General features: G+C 41.8%; 14 protein-coding genes. 3 read left to right on the top strand and 11 right to left on the bottom strand.

Going from position 1 to position 14,419, the window contains the following annotated elements; translation table 11 throughout:
- Positions 1 to 101: 101 nt before the first annotated feature.
- The 3 genes from AC04MN_RS05555 to AC04MN_RS05545 are packed head-to-tail and all read right to left on the bottom strand — an operon-like array spanning position 102 to position 2,184.
- Positions 102 to 533, bottom strand: a complete 432-nt coding sequence (locus AC04MN_RS05555; protein WP_475382200.1) for a nuclear transport factor 2 family protein — start codon at positions 531 to 533, stop codon at positions 102 to 104.
- Entirely contained in the window at positions 533 to 1,678 is a 1,146-nt protein-coding gene (locus AC04MN_RS05550; protein WP_475382199.1) for a class I SAM-dependent methyltransferase, read from the bottom strand. Before AC04MN_RS05550 ends, AC04MN_RS05555 begins: the two co-directional genes overlap by 1 nt.
- Positions 1,636 to 2,184: an NAD(P)-binding protein gene (locus AC04MN_RS05545; protein ID WP_475382198.1), complete on the bottom strand. Its 549-nt coding sequence runs from the start codon at positions 2,182 to 2,184 to the stop codon at positions 1,636 to 1,638. Before AC04MN_RS05545 ends, AC04MN_RS05550 begins: the two co-directional genes overlap by 43 nt.
- 257 nt (positions 2,185 to 2,441) lie before the next feature.
- Here AC04MN_RS05545 and AC04MN_RS05540 point away from each other — a divergent pair, with 257 nt between their 5' ends.
- On the top strand, positions 2,442 to 2,810 hold the full coding sequence (locus AC04MN_RS05540; protein WP_475382197.1) for a PilZ domain-containing protein: 369 nt from the start codon (positions 2,442 to 2,444) through the stop codon (positions 2,808 to 2,810).
- A gap of 51 nt (positions 2,811 to 2,861) precedes the next feature.
- On the opposite strand, the gene AC04MN_RS05535 is transcribed toward AC04MN_RS05540, so the two are convergent.
- The gene (locus AC04MN_RS05535; RefSeq protein ID WP_475382196.1) at positions 2,862 to 4,607 is read right to left on the bottom strand and encodes a hypothetical protein; all 1,746 of its coding nucleotides are present in this window, start codon (positions 4,605 to 4,607) and stop codon (positions 2,862 to 2,864) included.
- Between the two features lie 312 nt (positions 4,608 to 4,919).
- On the opposite strand from AC04MN_RS05535, the gene AC04MN_RS05530 reads away from it, so the two are divergent.
- A complete protein-coding gene (locus tag AC04MN_RS05530) occupies positions 4,920 to 5,465 on the top strand; it encodes a hypothetical protein (RefSeq protein WP_475382195.1) in 546 nt (181 codons plus the stop codon).
- A 1-nt stretch (position 5,466) separates the two neighbouring features.
- Here AC04MN_RS05530 and AC04MN_RS05525 read toward each other — a convergent pair whose 3' ends face one another.
- The 7 genes from AC04MN_RS05525 to gatC all read right to left on the bottom strand — a co-directional run bounded on the left by AC04MN_RS05525 (position 5,467) and on the right by gatC (position 12,262).
- The gene (locus AC04MN_RS05525; RefSeq protein WP_475382194.1) at positions 5,467 to 6,276 is read right to left on the bottom strand and encodes a TIGR02147 family protein; all 810 of its coding nucleotides are present in this window, start codon (positions 6,274 to 6,276) and stop codon (positions 5,467 to 5,469) included.
- Between the two features lie 72 nt (positions 6,277 to 6,348).
- Positions 6,349 to 7,605, bottom strand: coding sequence for an LPXTG cell wall anchor domain-containing protein (locus AC04MN_RS05520; RefSeq protein ID WP_475382193.1), 1,257 nt, complete (start codon positions 7,603 to 7,605; stop codon positions 6,349 to 6,351).
- A gap of 138 nt (positions 7,606 to 7,743) precedes the next feature.
- A complete protein-coding gene (locus AC04MN_RS05515; protein ID WP_475382192.1) occupies positions 7,744 to 8,196 on the bottom strand; it encodes a DUF192 domain-containing protein in 453 nt (150 codons plus the stop codon).
- The gene (locus AC04MN_RS05510; RefSeq protein ID WP_475382191.1) at positions 8,156 to 9,073 is read right to left on the bottom strand and encodes a Ppx/GppA phosphatase family protein; all 918 of its coding nucleotides are present in this window, start codon (positions 9,071 to 9,073) and stop codon (positions 8,156 to 8,158) included. Before AC04MN_RS05510 ends, AC04MN_RS05515 begins: the two co-directional genes overlap by 41 nt.
- 9 nt (positions 9,074 to 9,082) lie before the next feature.
- Positions 9,083 to 10,513 (bottom strand): Asp-tRNA(Asn)/Glu-tRNA(Gln) amidotransferase subunit GatB, encoded by a 1,431-nt coding sequence (gene gatB / locus AC04MN_RS05505; RefSeq protein ID WP_475382190.1) that lies wholly within the window; start codon positions 10,511 to 10,513, stop codon positions 9,083 to 9,085.
- Positions 10,503 to 11,975 (bottom strand): Asp-tRNA(Asn)/Glu-tRNA(Gln) amidotransferase subunit GatA, encoded by a 1,473-nt coding sequence (gene gatA / locus AC04MN_RS05500; RefSeq protein ID WP_475382189.1) that lies wholly within the window; start codon positions 11,973 to 11,975, stop codon positions 10,503 to 10,505. The genes gatB and gatA overlap by 11 nt, the downstream gene beginning before the upstream one ends.
- 2 nt (positions 11,976 to 11,977) lie before the next feature.
- Entirely contained in the window at positions 11,978 to 12,262 is a 285-nt protein-coding gene (gatC, locus tag AC04MN_RS05495) for an Asp-tRNA(Asn)/Glu-tRNA(Gln) amidotransferase subunit GatC (protein WP_475382188.1), read from the bottom strand.
- Positions 12,263 to 12,388: 126 nt separating this feature from the next.
- Here gatC and ligA point away from each other — a divergent pair, with 126 nt between their 5' ends.
- Positions 12,389 to 14,407 carry an NAD-dependent DNA ligase LigA gene (gene ligA, locus AC04MN_RS05490; protein WP_475382187.1) on the top strand — a complete coding sequence of 673 codons (2,019 nt, stop codon included), beginning with the start codon at positions 12,389 to 12,391 and terminating at the stop codon, positions 14,405 to 14,407.
- Positions 14,408 to 14,419 lie beyond the last annotated feature (12 nt).

Below are 14,419 nucleotides of genomic sequence, written 5' to 3'. Positions count from 1 at the left end.
ATGTATTAGAAAATAAGAAAGATAAGATTAATGAGAGAGATCGGGGCGGCGACGATTGTCGCAGCAAGTAATCTCACTTTCCTTCCTAACTGGACCTTTTGTCAACCGAAAATCTTTTTGAAGGCTCTAAATAGAAGCCCCACGGCGGGTAGCTTTTCGTAAAGCTCTTCCGCTAAATCCCAGTAATCACGATGTTTTTTAACCATTCCTTGCTCGTCAAATTCTATAAAACTTGAACCATGAATTTTAAATTTTTTCCCGCTAATTTCAAAGCTCATGTCCCAAATTAAGAAAGCTTTATTGCCCTCCAAGACAGCCTCATGAAAATCAAAACGGCTGTTTTGAAGCTTTGTAAACGCCTTTGTAAAATAAGGAATAAGTTCTTTTTGAACTGATGTCATTGTATGAAAGGGGTCTTTAAAATAAGTTGGCTCGCTATATATATTGGCCATTTGGTGAATATTATTCGGACCAAACTCTTCGTAGAATTTTTTTAACTCTGCCAACTTTAATGCGTAATTCACGTTTTCCATTATTTAACCACCAAATGATAGTGGGCTACATTCACACGACCAGCCAAAAAAGCGCCCTCACAGTAGCCCAAATAAAAGTTCCAAATGCGCATGAAGGCCTGATCGAACCCCAATGCCTGAACTTGTTGACTCTGATCATTAAACTTTTCGGCCCAAAGATTCAGTGTCTTCGCATAAGAAAGGCCGAAGTAATCAACCTCTGCAAGGCGCAACCCCTTAGACTCCCAAACTTTTGCGGCGGCCGAATCACCAAGTAACATTCCGCCAGGAAATATATATTGCTGGATAAAGTCTGTTCCAGCTTTATAGTCTTCAAATAAATCATCACGAATTGATATTCCCTGAATCACCGCTGAGCCAGCGGGCTTCAAAACTGATTTAATTTTTTCAAAATATGTTGGCCAGTATTCAAAACCAACTGCCTCGATCATTTCGATTGAAACGACGTGGTCATATTGACCAATGTGCTGGCGGTAGTCCTGCTTAAGCAGCGTCACTTTGTCGTCCCATCCATTATCCTCAATAAGTCGCTCGACAAATTTATACTGCTCTTCAGAAATAGTTAAGGCGACAATCTTTACGTTCCGTCGAACCGCTTCAGTGATAAAGCCGCCCCAACCACAACCAATTTCTAAAATCGTATCATTATCTTTAAGATTCAATTTATCTAAGATCGAATTGTATTTGTTTTTTTGGGCTTCAAATAATGAGTCTGTCGGATTTTTAAAGTATGCCGAAGAGTAGGTCATACTCTTATCTAACCAAAGTTGATAAAAAGAATTTCCCAAATCGTAGTGAGCAGAAATATTCTTTTTGCTTCCGGCCTCGGTATTTTTATTCAGCATGTGCTTAACTTTGTACAGAAGCGTTCCCACCCAACTACCGTGAAATTGTTCGACCAAAAGATCTTCGTTCAAACAGGCCCAATGAATAAAGTCCGCGACACTTTGTGTATGAATCATGCCGTCTCGGTAGCATTCTGCCAGGCCAATATCTCCTTTTTTGAATATGTCATTGATGGCTTGCCAGTTGCGTATTTCAAGATCAGCCGCAGGTCCGGGCTGCGTGCCTTGAAAGTGATGAACCCCGCCGTTCGGATCTGTCAGACGAAGAGATCCCGCATCTCTTTGGTCGGCGTGGACCAAATCGATGCTCCCATAGGCATTAAATACCAATGAATAAATTCTTCCGAAAATTTTTCATCAGCCAAGAACTGCCCTAGTGAAGCTTGGCTTGCCTTTGTGGTTTCTAAATACTCTTTAGAGCGCTTATTCATGCGGATAATGTCTTTGATCATTCGCCAGAACTTTAAACTAAAAAGATTTCGCTTCTGCGCAAAGACGGTTTTTAGATTTTCACCACCCCACTCCATACCACTTTTTAGAATCTTGATTGCCAAAGTCATTTCAGAAGGGGCTGTGCGAATTCCTAAAGCTTTGAAAAATTCAATGATGTGCGGATATGTCTGATCATTGTGAACCAAAAACCCCGTGTCGACCGGAAAGTTCACATTATCCACAGTGATATCCACAGTATAAGAATGCCCACCTAGTCGACTGTCTTTTTCAAATAAAGTGACCTCGTGCTTATCGCTTAACAACCATGCAGAACCAATACCTGATATTCCCGACCCAACAACTGCTATTTTCATAGGCCCCATTTTAGTTTACAAGGTTTTAAACTCAACCTAATCCCCAAAATCTTTATTAGGTAATGTCGAGTGACACTCTGATTTTGCTTAATTAATTCTAAAGAGGTCGTTAAAAGTGTTTCATGTTGAAACACAAATTTTAAGATACCGAGATACTTTGGACCTAAAATATTATTTTTTCGTTCTAGCCTTAATATTTCCCAACTATTGCCGAAACATAATTATGAAGAACCTAACGTTATTTTGAGGAGAATACCGTGCAAGATGTTTACAATGTTCCGGCACCACGAACGCCTCTTCATCTTGAAGTGGCTTTTAAAAAAAACTACGCACGTTCTGAAAACAAGGGTTACATCAGAAACATTAGCCTCACTGGAGCTTTTATTGAAACTCCGGAAGGTGAATTCAAACCGCGCGAGAGACTGCAAGTAAAACTTGTTGTTGGCGATCGTGAACGATTGGTACCAGCACTAGTTGTATGGAGTAACTCGAATGGTTGTGGGATTAAGTTTGTCCCCAACAACAATCGCGATGCTCAGATTGTGGATGATCTGATCTATTTTGCAGAGAACCACAGAGAGACTCGCCGAGATGTTTTTGGAAACATTCTTAAGAATGTCGCATAACCCGCAAAAAACCACCAATATAATTTTATAGGGACCACAAGGTCCCTTTTTCTATTCACAACGAGAATATTTTAAAATCCCGGTATTTTGTTCAACAGATTCAAACAACTTGCACTGCTTAACTGCAACCACTCCATGGGATATATGTTCGCACTCCTTGTATGAAGCCACACCAAATTTTGGAGACCTGCACATCTTAAAAGTCTTTGGCCCATGAGACGGATCCGAACACGCCTTATATTTTTCGACTCCGAAGCTTTCATGCCGGCAAGAAGCATAGCTCTCGATACCAAACTTCGGATCTCGGCAAGTTTTAGGTAAGGAACGGCAGCCGTCACCCCCGCCAGGGGATTTTCGCAAAGCCCAACACATATCTTCATAACCACAAGGGCCTCCCTTTCCCTCTTTATATCTTTCGACTCCGCAGACCGCGCCAATACTCTGCTTATAAGTTTCTACACCACAAATTTCTGTTTCTGCCGTGTTGAATTCTTCAACTCCACAAATGGCATCTCTTTGTTCGTTATATGCCTCAACTCCGCAGGCAGGACTTCGCAAAGTTTTATAAACATAGCCACACTCTTCGTGAGTTCGGATCTTACATTGAAAGTCAGCACTTCCTATGGACATTCGCTGTGGAAGTTCAAAAGCAACCAATCTTAAATCTTCAGGGAAATGGCATCTGTCATAATTAGCGAAGCATTTTTTTGTGGCCACATTAACGCCATTGATTTTTTGATTAAGATATTCGACCCGATCCAATAGATCGTTTGCGTTAAATTGAGCGAACTGCTTAGAATTTTCAAGAATATATTCGATATTATTTTTTTCATCAGTCAGCTTAAATCGAGTTCTACTAAGATCTTCTATCACGCTCTCTTGCACAGAGGTTTCGAAGGGAGTCGGGCCAATAGGAAAATTCTTCAGCTGGTAATAAGGAGCCGTGACCGCTTTAATTGGTATTGGTCTTTTTGAAACCTCAATCGGGAACTGTCTCGCTCTTTCTAATAGCTCTTCAATTGATGTTGGATTCTGGCGAGTTTGCCCGCCAATTTGGTGGAAAAAAATCTGAAAGTTCTTCTTTTGGGTGATCTCTAGAATCGACCGTTCGAAATCAACGGCCGCTTTAAAGGTACCAACCTTCGCGCGCAACGAGGTTTTGATTTGATTAAATGAATTGCTATCCTCGGTATCCAAACGCAATAGTCCATAAAGCACCCCACCTCGTTGAATACTTGCTACAAATTCATTTCCGCACTTTTGTCGAAAAGCCTCGGGATGAGAGATCGCTAAGTCCTTGTAGTCTTCGTCCAAAAGCTCGTCTTGAATTGTCTGAGAAGGAATCAAAACCTCATTCGACACTAAAATATAGATCGAGTACTTATTTATTTTTTGCTCGTCTAAATAGCTAGCAGTCGCCGATCCCTTACCCCAGCCTGACTTAATACTCGCCGAAGCCGTGATTCCCATTTTCTTTGCTAGGTCATATTTCGATTCAATAAGTTCCAACTTAAAAGTATTTTCAAAATTTGTATCCTCCAGGCGATTCTCATCGTAAACGCCTGAAGGGAATTTCACACAAATTCCTGTGGAATCATCCTTAAAGCTATCATAGCCAAGCCCAAGGCGCAGGCCTCGACCCGTATTCACATCAATATTCGACCACGCTACAGCAGGAGCTTTAAGAATCCTTCTCTGACTTGCCTCGACCGATGTGCTAAAAATGGCAACCGCGGATAAGAGCATTGCCAATTTTTTGTGGACCCGATCCGAATTTCTGTTTTTGTTTGTTTCCATATTCAACCCTCAATTTAGTTTTTGTTGATGGGTCTACTTTTAATAATGCCAGAAAAGAACTTATAGATTTTAGGACTTAATTTATCGAACCTTTATTAAGTATTACTTAATTTTTTAAGATAAGTATTTAATTTTAACTTAAAATAAGAGGAGGCTATTATTCAGTTCTTCTTATCGACAGATCTGCATTTTTTACATTATGGCTTTGCTTCAAAGGCTTTATAGCGCCAATGCCATATAAATTATTAGGTTCATAATTTGCACCTCAATACGGATATAGATACGGAAAGTTTCCCCATCAGGAGGCAAAACATGAAGATCTTTATTTTCTGGGCCATTACTCTTTTAGCTTTTACAACAAAGGCACAACAGCCACTTGTCGATTCTGGCCACCTTAATATTCCCGATCTTCTAAAGAATCCTCCCCAAATTTTCCAGCTTCCAAAACTTCCGCCAACTACGAATCCATCAAAAAATGGACTTGGCGGAGTAACAGTTGGTGGTGGCTCTACAATCTCTAGAAAGTCTTTGTGCAGTGCTTTTTCACATCAGCGTCTTAATAGCTGGGCCTCGGCTGAATCTAACTCGACAGAGCTTTCAAAGATTGCAAGACAGGCCCTGACAAATATTCTTTCCCTTGAGTATTCTTTGATTACCAGAAAAAATCTAAACCTGGCCGAAGCTGAAATTCTTAAAGCCATTCAAGAAGAAATGAAAGCTTGGTCTCCTGAATATCGAGACATTGCAGTTACATTTTGTTTACGGGATGATCAAGAGCCTGTTTCGGATCTTAGCCAAGAACATCTTCAATATGTTAAAGCGGCATTGGAGTACTTAAGGTTCGTTCATCAGCAATAGTTTATTTTTGAATATCAAAATAATCTAAGCTCAAAGCAAAGATATGCTCTTCTTTTGACTTTTGAGCAATCTCAACTATCTCGGCAATGTATTCGTTAATTCTTTTCTTCAAAGCAATAACATCTTTCTTGGAAAGCGTCACAACCACCGAGTAGTGGGCATCCTCGAGACTGTCTCTGTCTAAGGACTGCAGTGCAAGGGCCCGAGTATTTAAGTGCAACTGCCTAACAAACGGAGAGTTTCTGGCTAGGTAGTTTTCTGTTGAACCAGGAAAATATTCAGAGCCTTTTTGCTTAATTAGACCCTTACTAACTAAGAATTCAATATATCTGTTTAATTTTGTCTCTGGAATCTTAAATGCCTTCATTAGCGCGGACTTTGTTCTTAGCCCGGGAATTGTAACCGCCATATGAATTACATTATACTCCCAGGTCGAATAGTAGACGGCCTGATCCTCGGCTACTAAAGAATCTGGAATGTCTTTGCGCTTTAAATAACTAAGTTGCTCTTCTTTGAATTGTTTCAGCTGATTCTGAAAGTATTCTTTTAAAGATTTGGTTCCAGCCTTGGCTTCTTGAATCAAAAGAATAAAATAATGTGACTCTTTTTCTGTATGCGCAAAGAATTTATTGGCTAGGTCTGCTTGCTCTAAGCTTAGATGAGCGAAGCCATTTAGTATTTGCGAGACGTAGGCAGATTGACAGTTTAGTGCCACCGCTAGCGCAGATTTTAAACCGCGCTCTTGTTTAGCTCGATACTCGAGGTAAGCTTTATAGTCTTGAAAATCGAAAAGATGTGTTTCTTTAGCCATTCTTAATAATATCTTTAAGTAATAATTAAGTAATGGCAAAAAAAAAGGAGCCCGAGGCTCCTTTTAATTTCGTTATCCCACGTTTGTGTGAAGAGACTGATCTGCTTCTTTCTGTTTTCTTTTCTTACGAACAACAATCAAAGCAGCCATGCCTGCAGCGGCAATCATAACGGCAGTCAAAGCCAGCGTCATGTCTTCGTCCATTCCAGGGGCAGCTTCTTCAGCTGGAGCGGCCTCTTGAGCAACTTCTGGAGCCGGTGGAGGGGGCGGTGGTGGAGGAGCCATTTGCTCTGCCACTGGCGGCGGAGGAGGTGGTGGAATTTCATTTTGTGCCATCTGCTCTTCAGGCATTGGTGGTGGAGGTAGCTCTGCCGAAGCTTCCGGCATTGGAGGTGGCGGAAGAGTTGCTGCTACTTCCTGCTGAGCAGGCATCGCTGGGGCAGGAACTGGAGCTGCCGCCCAATAGCGAATCTGGGTGCCTTCGTCCATCTTACCTTTTGATTCAAGCTCGTTCGAAGACCAAACTTCTTTCCAGGCATCAGAGTACCCCAACAGTTTTTTAGAAACTGAACGAATGTTATCCCCAGCTTTGGCAACATAAACTTCAGGAGTCATGCCGCTATCTTCATACCAAGTCATCATTCGAGCTTCGTCATCAGGTCGTCTTGGAGAATTGAAATAAACTTTATCACCAGGCTTTACATCACGCTTTTTAAAAGAAGGATTCACCTTCTTAAGATCCGCGGACTTATCTTCGCCATAAATGGATTGGCTAATTGACGCCAAAGAGTCTCCTGGACGTGCAAAATAGACAGTATTAGCAAGGATTCCGTTCTCTCTGAAAGGAGCAGTCTTAATTTTTTGCAAAGATGCTGACTTTGAAGGAGTAGGCGTTGGAGCGGGCTCGGTCATCGCCGTGTAAGATGGCGTTTCTTCGACTGGCTTTTCTTGAGCAGGCTCTACTGGTGGCAGAACTTCTGCTGTCGGCTCGGCCGGGGCCATTTCTGAAATCGTAGATTTTTCTGTGCTTTCAACAGTCGCAGCAGAATCCAAAGGATTTTCTTCAGCAACTGTCGTTGTTGTTTCAGTCGTTACAACTTCGTTTGGCTTCGACTCAGCAGGGGCTGCTTCGCCTAATGCTTCTTCTGGAAGCTCACCACTCATCAAAGCATCGTCGCCACCGCCGCCTTCAGCGCCCTCTAGGGCCGCCATTTCTGCGGCATCATAATCAGCTACGGCTTCTGTTTCTTGTTTCGAGTCCTTAGAAGTACAAGATGTTTGAAACATCAAACCCAAGACAGCAAATACTACGACTAATTTCTTCATCATAACGTGTTCATCCTTGATAGATGGTCAGCAACTTTCTGTTGCCATTTATAATAATTAAAATCGCATTCGTTTCATGATGCAATTCTTAATAAAATTGCTGGACTTATGTAATGTACATCTGAAGGAACATTGAGACATCTACTTTACGAAACGAATCTTATCACCGACCTTAATCTGGTTCTTCTTAAACCATCCCTTATTCATCTCGAGAGCATATTTTGCCGGTCCTGCACTTGCATAGGTTGGTAAAGAACGATCCGTGTCAGTCTTCTTCATAGCCTTCATTTCTTGAATATCAATAATTTCGCCGTTTGAATTTGCAAAAGCTATTGATAGATCAATCAATGTATTTTTCATCCAAAAGAATCTAGTTTTCTCGTCAGAAAAGACAAAGATCATCCCCTCATTCTCTGCCATTTTCGTGCGATTCATTAACCCGTACTCTTGTTGGACAGAAGACTCAGCAACGTCTACCTGAATCTTTTTACTTCCAACCATCAATAGTTCTTTTTTAAACTGGATCGCCAGGGAGGAAAGAGAGAACAGAACACTAAGCAATACGACCGGAACAAATCTCTTGAGCAACACCATACCTAACTCCTTTTGTTGAAACATACATCCCAGGTAAATTTAAGACTTCGAGGCTGTGGATCAATATTGAAATACCAGCGAATATTATGTCGGCCCTTCCGCCTAAGCCATATTTTTCCTTTTTATATTCAATGGTAGTTATTTCAAATTCTTTTTGCCAATGTCTCAAGCGATCTAATGAAATAAAATATCCGTCGACCTTCTTTTCATCAAAGATGCCAATTTCAATTGCCGCTAGGGCAGTGGGTGTGCCAGCAACAGCCAATGCTTTATCGACCTTATTTGTCGTTAACATCGGCAAGATCGATTCGACCTGAGTCGCAACAAATTCCATCATAGCTGATTTGTCGGAAAGAGTAACGGGTTGTTTTGAAATGTACTTTTCGGTGAGTCGAACTCCGCCAATATTCAGAGAATGGCCAAAAAGGATTTGGCCGTTTCGACCAACAATATACTCGGTTGATCCCCCGCCCACATCGATTACTAAAAGATTTTCGTCTAATGATTGGTGGCCCCAAGTAGCGCCGGCATAAGAAATACGCGCTTCATCTTTACCATCAATAATAGAAATGGGAATTCCTAGTTCCTTACCAATTCTAAAAAGCTCTTCACCATTAGAAACATCTCGAGCTGCGCTGGTAGCGACAGCATGAATCTTCTCTACTTGATGTTTATTGATCTCCACCTTGAATCTTTCCAAACATGCCTTGGCTCTTATTAGCGCATCTGGATGAAATCGCCGTGTTTGATTCACTTCTTGGCCTAATCTAACAACTTCCATATGATCTGCAATCACTTCATGTAAGCCATTCTTGTCGCCACGACCAATTAAACAAAGAAAGCTATTTGTACCTAGATCTAAAGCGGCTATCTTCATGTTTCATTCCTACTTTAACTTTTCCAATAAAATCCGGTTCACCAAATCTGGGCTTGCTTGGCCTTTGCTCGCCTTCATAACAGCTCCCACAAAGAATCCAAATAAATTTGGCTTCTTTCCGGTTTTAAAATCTTGAACCTGAACTGCATTATCCAAAAGGACCTTATCGATCAGTTGCTCTAAAGCAGTGGTGTCTGTAATCTGAACCAGGCCTTTTTCTTTAACGATTACCTGCGGATCCTTTTTTGTGCTCCACATTTCAGAAAAAACCGTTTTCGCGATCTTTCCAGAAATTTCACCAACATCTATTAGGCGTATAAGTTCACCCAACTGTTGCGGAGTAATTGGTGAATTCTCTATACCAATCTGGGCTTGATTAAGCTCTCGCATCAACTCGGTCATGATCCAATTAGCGGATGACTTAAAGTTTTGACTGACCTTGCCTGTTTGTTCGAAGTAGTCCGCAATTAGCTTTTCCTTCGTCAAAACATCTGCATCCATTGCAGATAAAGAGTACTGATTAATGAATCTTTGTGCACGCGCAATTGGAAGCTCGGGCAGGGTTGCACGAATTTCTTCAACCCAAGCACCACTGAAGTTCAACGGCAGCAAGTCTGGATCGGGAAAATATCGGTAGTCCTGCGCATCTTCTTTAGTACGCATTGTAAAAGTACGATTCTTGTCAGGATCCCAAAGCCTGGTTTCCTGTTGAATTCTTTGGCCGCGCTCTAGATCATCAATTTGCCGGTGAATCTCGAATTCCACGGCTTTTTCCACAAAGCGAAACGAATTGATGTTTTTTATTTCAACCTTTGTACCTAAGGGCTCTCCGGGCTTGTGTACAGAAACATTCACGTCGCATCTCATAGAGCCCTCTTCAAGATTTCCATCGCACACATCGAGATACCGAACAATTTGACGAATTGTGCGACCGTATTCTGCAGCCTCTGCTGGAGTATGAATCTCTGGTTCAGAAACAATCTCTAGCAGGGGAATGCCAGCACGGTTATAATTAATTAAAGTAAGATCTCCGTAATGCGAAGATTTACCTGCATCTTCTTCAAGATGGGCCCGATTGATCTTCACGGTTTTTTCTACACCCTCTACAAAAAACTTCACCTGTCCACCAGAACAAATTGGTTTATCGTATTGCGAGATCTGATACCCCTTCGAAAGATCCGGATAGAAGTAATTCTTCCGCGCAAAGACCGATCCTTTATCAATACGACTACCCAGAGCCAAGCCCGTTCGAATAGCATATTCTACTGCCTTTTCGTTCAATGTTGGCAACGTGCCCGGCATTCCCAGTGATATCGGAGAGGTGTTTTCATTATCTAGAGCATCAAATTTTGTTGAGTCTGAACAGAATATCTTAGAGGCCGTCGATAGCTGAACATGTATCTCGATGCCAATTGTGGGTTCGTAGCCTCTAACTAACATGGGGCTTTTGTCCTTTCACCAATGACTCTTGTTCAAGCGCATAAGCAATATCGAGGATCTGCTGCTCGTCAAAATGTCGTGCGGTTAATTGAATTCCAATTGGCATACCCGATTGAGAACTCGAAAACGGAACGCTTAAACCAGGAAGGCCCGCAAGATTTGTCGAAGTTGTGAAAATATCATTCATGTACATCTGAATTGGATCGCTGATCTTTTCATTTATTTTAAAGGCGGGCGCTGTGGATACAGGTGAAATAATCACGTCACACTTTTCAAAAGCTTTAAGGTATTGCTCGGTAATCAATCGGCGCACTTGGGCAGCTTTATTATAAAATGCATCGTAATAACCCGCGGACAAACAATAGGCCCCCAACATGATTCTTAGCTTAACCTCGGATCCAAAGCCTTCTGATCTAGTCTTTCCGTAAAATTTTTCCAGATCAACAGCAGATAAATTCGGAAAATCTGCTCGATATCCATAGCGAACTCCATCATATCGAGCTAAATTTGAAGAGGCTTCGCTGGCTGCAATTAAATAATATGTTGGCACAGCAAATTCACAAAGTGGCACGCTGACCTCAACAATCTCTGCGCCATTATTTTCTAAAACCTGAATAGCTTGCTCAACAGCCGTCTTTACGTCGGCATCAAGTTTGTCTGTAAGAAACTCTTTCAGAACGCCAATTTTCTTCCCTTTGACATTTGAATTTAGTTCTTGGGAATACTTTGGGACTTCGCGATTTGAGGTTGTTGCATCCCACGTGCAAGAGCCCGAGATTACTTCTAAAAGTAGAGCCGCATCTGCAACACTTCGAGCCATGGGTCCGGCTTGGTCCAATGACGAAGCGTAAGCAATCACTCCATGTCTTGAAACTCTACCATAAGTAGGCTTAACTCCCACAACACCACAAAAGCTGGCTGGCTGCCTAATTGATCCGCCAGTATCTGTTCCGATGGCCACAGCACATAATCCAGCCGCTTGTGCAGCAGCCGATCCGCTTGACGATCCTCCGGGAACAAATTCTAGATTCCATGGATTTTTGGTTGGACCAAAAAAAGAAGTTTCTCCGGATGAACCCATTGCGAATTCGTCAGAGTTTAACTTTCCCAGAACTACTGCGCCCGCAGCTTTCATTCTAGCAACAACTGTCGCATCGTACGGTGGAGTAAAGTTACTCAACATTTTCGATGCAGCCGTTGTACGAATCCCAGCAGTACATAAAAGATCCTTAACTCCAACTGGCACTCCAGCTAGGGATCCTACTTCTTCATTGTTTGCTAGTTTTTGATCGACAAGGCGAGCCTGTTCGATAGCTGCTTCATTGATCGTAATGTAAGCATTAAGCTGCGGATTTAGTCTTTTTATTCGATCCAAAAAATATTGTGTCACTTCCACAGCTGATACTTCTTTATTTCGGACCATTTTTGAAATTTCACTAATTTCGACTTTATGAAATTCCATAGTTAGCCCACCACTGGAGGAACTTTAAATAGATGACCCGCAACATCAGGGGCATTGCTGATCAATTCTTCCGTTTTGTGATAGTTTTCGACTTCGTCAGCTCGCATCCGAAATTCAATTTCAACTGGAGTAACCATGGGCGATACTCCTTGCGTATTAATACCAGATAGTTGGTCAAAATAAGTCAGAGCCGCAGACAACTTTTTTGAATATTCCTGTAGCGATGAATCTTCAAGTTCGAGCCTTGATAAATTAGCCATCTTCTGAACAATCTTATGGTCAATCACTTTGCAACTCCATTTGCTAATAGCTCTTTCACTTTAACGTCTTGCACTGCCTTAGTCATGAAAAGAGCAGCGAAATTTCAATTATTTTGCTTCTTTAAAAATTGATTTTTTGTTAAAACCAAACCTATGTCTAGGACTCCGGCCAACAAAGAAATTTTAAAGAAACATCAAGAGCTTATCACCTCTATCACAAAGCATGACTACAACTACCATGTACTAGATAAGCCTGAAATTTCAGACTTCGAATACGACAAGTTATTTTCTGAGCTACTAAAAATCGAAGCCCAATATGACGTTTCGACGACCGACAGCCCTTCTCAGCGGGTTGGCTCCAAACCACTAGATGCTTTTGAAAAAATTCAGCACCGGCTTCCTATGCTGTCTTTAGCGAATTCGTATTCTATTGATGATATTTTTGAGTTCGATCAAAAAGTAAAAAAGTTTTTAAAAACCGAAGATGATATTGAATATTTCGTAGAGCTTAAGTTCGACGGACTCTCTATGGAGATTGTTTATGAAAATGGGCGACTTGTTCGCGCTCTAACTCGAGGGGATGGAACAACGGGTGAAGATGTTACTCAAAACATCAAAACAATTAAGAGTATTCCTCTGGCACTACCTACTCCTGCTCCTAGCCTTTTTGAAGTACGTGGCGAAGTTCTAATTTTCAAAAATGACTTCGTTGAGATGAACGAGCAGCAGCAAGAGAATGGACTAAGTCCTTTTGCCAATCCTCGAAATGCAGCGGCGGGTACAGTTCGTCAATTGGATTCTAGAATTGCAGCAAGCCGGCCGCTTCGATTTCTGGCTTACTCGCTTGGAGCCATCGACGGTATCGAGTTTAAAAAGCAGGAAGACCTGGGAATATATTTTCAACAAAATAAAATTCCAACCATCTTATCGATAGATTCAAGCCTGGTAAGGGTTTGCAAAAGCGCAAAAGAAGTCGCAGAATTTTATAGCGACATAGAACGAAAAAGGGCCTCTCTTCCTTTTGATATTGATGGCATTGTCATCAAGGTCAATAGCCTTCGTTTACAAGAGGACCTGGGCTTAGTTGCGCGTTCTCCTCGCTGGGCAACTGCCGCAAAATTTAAGCCGGAACAAGCCATAACAACCATCGAAGACATTATCGTGCAAGTGGGCCGCACCGGTGCACTAACTCCGGTCGCCATTATGAGTCCCGTCAAAGTGGGCGGTGTTACCGTTACCAATGCCACTCTTCACAACCAAGAAGAAATAGACCGTAAAGATATCCGCATCGGCGACACAGTTGTTGTTCAGCGGGCGGGAGATGTCATTCCTGAAGTGGTCTCTGTCGTTCTTGAAAAACGTCCCAAGAATTCTGTTTCTTACTCGATTCCTGACTGCTGTCCGGTATGCCAGGAACCTGCGGAAAAGGCAGAAGGCGAGGTTGTAAAACGATGTGTGAATCCTCTTTGTGTTGCCATCTTTAAAGAAAGTCTAAAGCACTTCGTAGCTCGCCGTGCAATGAATATGGACAAAATAGGCGATCGCCTGATTGAAACTCTGGTTGATCAAAAACTTGTTCAATCTTATTCCGACCTTTTTTATCTAAAAAAAGAAGACATTCTAAGACTAGAGCGGCAAGGTGAAAAAAGTGCCGACAACATAATAAAAAGTATAGACGGCGCAAAAAAAACACAGCTGGCTCGATTCATATATGCATTTGGCATTCGATTTGTCGGCGAGCAAACAGCTAAGCATCTTGCGGATCATTACGGGACTATTGAGGGATTTTTAAATGCTGATGCTGAAAGTCTTATGACGGTGCCAGAGATTGGGCCGAAAGTTGCGCAATCAGTTTTAAAATGGTTGGGGAATAAAACTATTATCAGTGATGTTAAGCGCATTTTAAATTCAGGATTAGAAATTGCCGGCCCTTTACGAAATATGGATGGACCACTTTCAGGTAAAAGTTTTCTAATAACGGGAACACTTCCCGTGAAACGCGATGACGCGAAAGATTTTGTCGAAAAGATGGGCGGCAAAATTTTGGGCTCGGTATCTTCAAAACTTAATTATTTAGTCGTGGGCGATGACCCTGGAAGCAAGGTAGAAAAGGCACAGGGGCTTGGAGTTCAGATTATTTCTTGGGATGATTTGCAATCGATGTGCAAATAAAAAAAGGGGCTT

This window comes from Bdellovibrio sp. ZFWA1 (assembly GCF_056175665.1).
Note: the sequence above shows the minus strand (reverse complement) of the source record. Positions and strands in the feature narration are given on the sequence as shown.

Bases quoted from the DNA above. Each gene is read 5' to 3' on its own strand.
- AC04MN_RS05530 (WP_475382195.1), top strand. From the start codon at position 4,920: ATGAAGATCTTTATTTTCTGGGCCATTACTCTTTTAGCTTTTACAACA.
- gatA (WP_475382189.1), bottom strand. From the start codon at position 11,975: ATGGAATTTCATAAAGTCGAAATTAGTGAAATTTCAAAAATGGTCCGA.
- AC04MN_RS05555 (WP_475382200.1), bottom strand. From the start codon at position 533: ATGGAAAACGTGAATTACGCATTAAAGTTGGCAGAGTTAAAAAAATTC.
- AC04MN_RS05515 (WP_475382192.1), bottom strand. From the start codon at position 8,196: ATGGTGTTGCTCAAGAGATTTGTTCCGGTCGTATTGCTTAGTGTTCTG.
- AC04MN_RS05535 (WP_475382196.1), bottom strand. From the start codon at position 4,607: ATGGAAACAAACAAAAACAGAAATTCGGATCGGGTCCACAAAAAATTG.
- ligA (WP_475382187.1), top strand. From the start codon at position 12,389: ATGTCTAGGACTCCGGCCAACAAAGAAATTTTAAAGAAACATCAAGAG.
- gatB (WP_475382190.1), bottom strand. From the start codon at position 10,513: ATGTTAGTTAGAGGCTACGAACCCACAATTGGCATCGAGATACATGTT.
- AC04MN_RS05520 (WP_475382193.1), bottom strand. From the start codon at position 7,605: ATGATGAAGAAATTAGTCGTAGTATTTGCTGTCTTGGGTTTGATGTTT.
- AC04MN_RS05545 (WP_475382198.1), bottom strand. From the start codon at position 2,184: ATGAAAATAGCAGTTGTTGGGTCGGGAATATCAGGTATTGGTTCTGCA.
- AC04MN_RS05510 (WP_475382191.1), bottom strand. From the start codon at position 9,073: ATGAAGATAGCCGCTTTAGATCTAGGTACAAATAGCTTTCTTTGTTTA.
- AC04MN_RS05525 (WP_475382194.1), bottom strand. From the start codon at position 6,276: ATGGCTAAAGAAACACATCTTTTCGATTTTCAAGACTATAAAGCTTAC.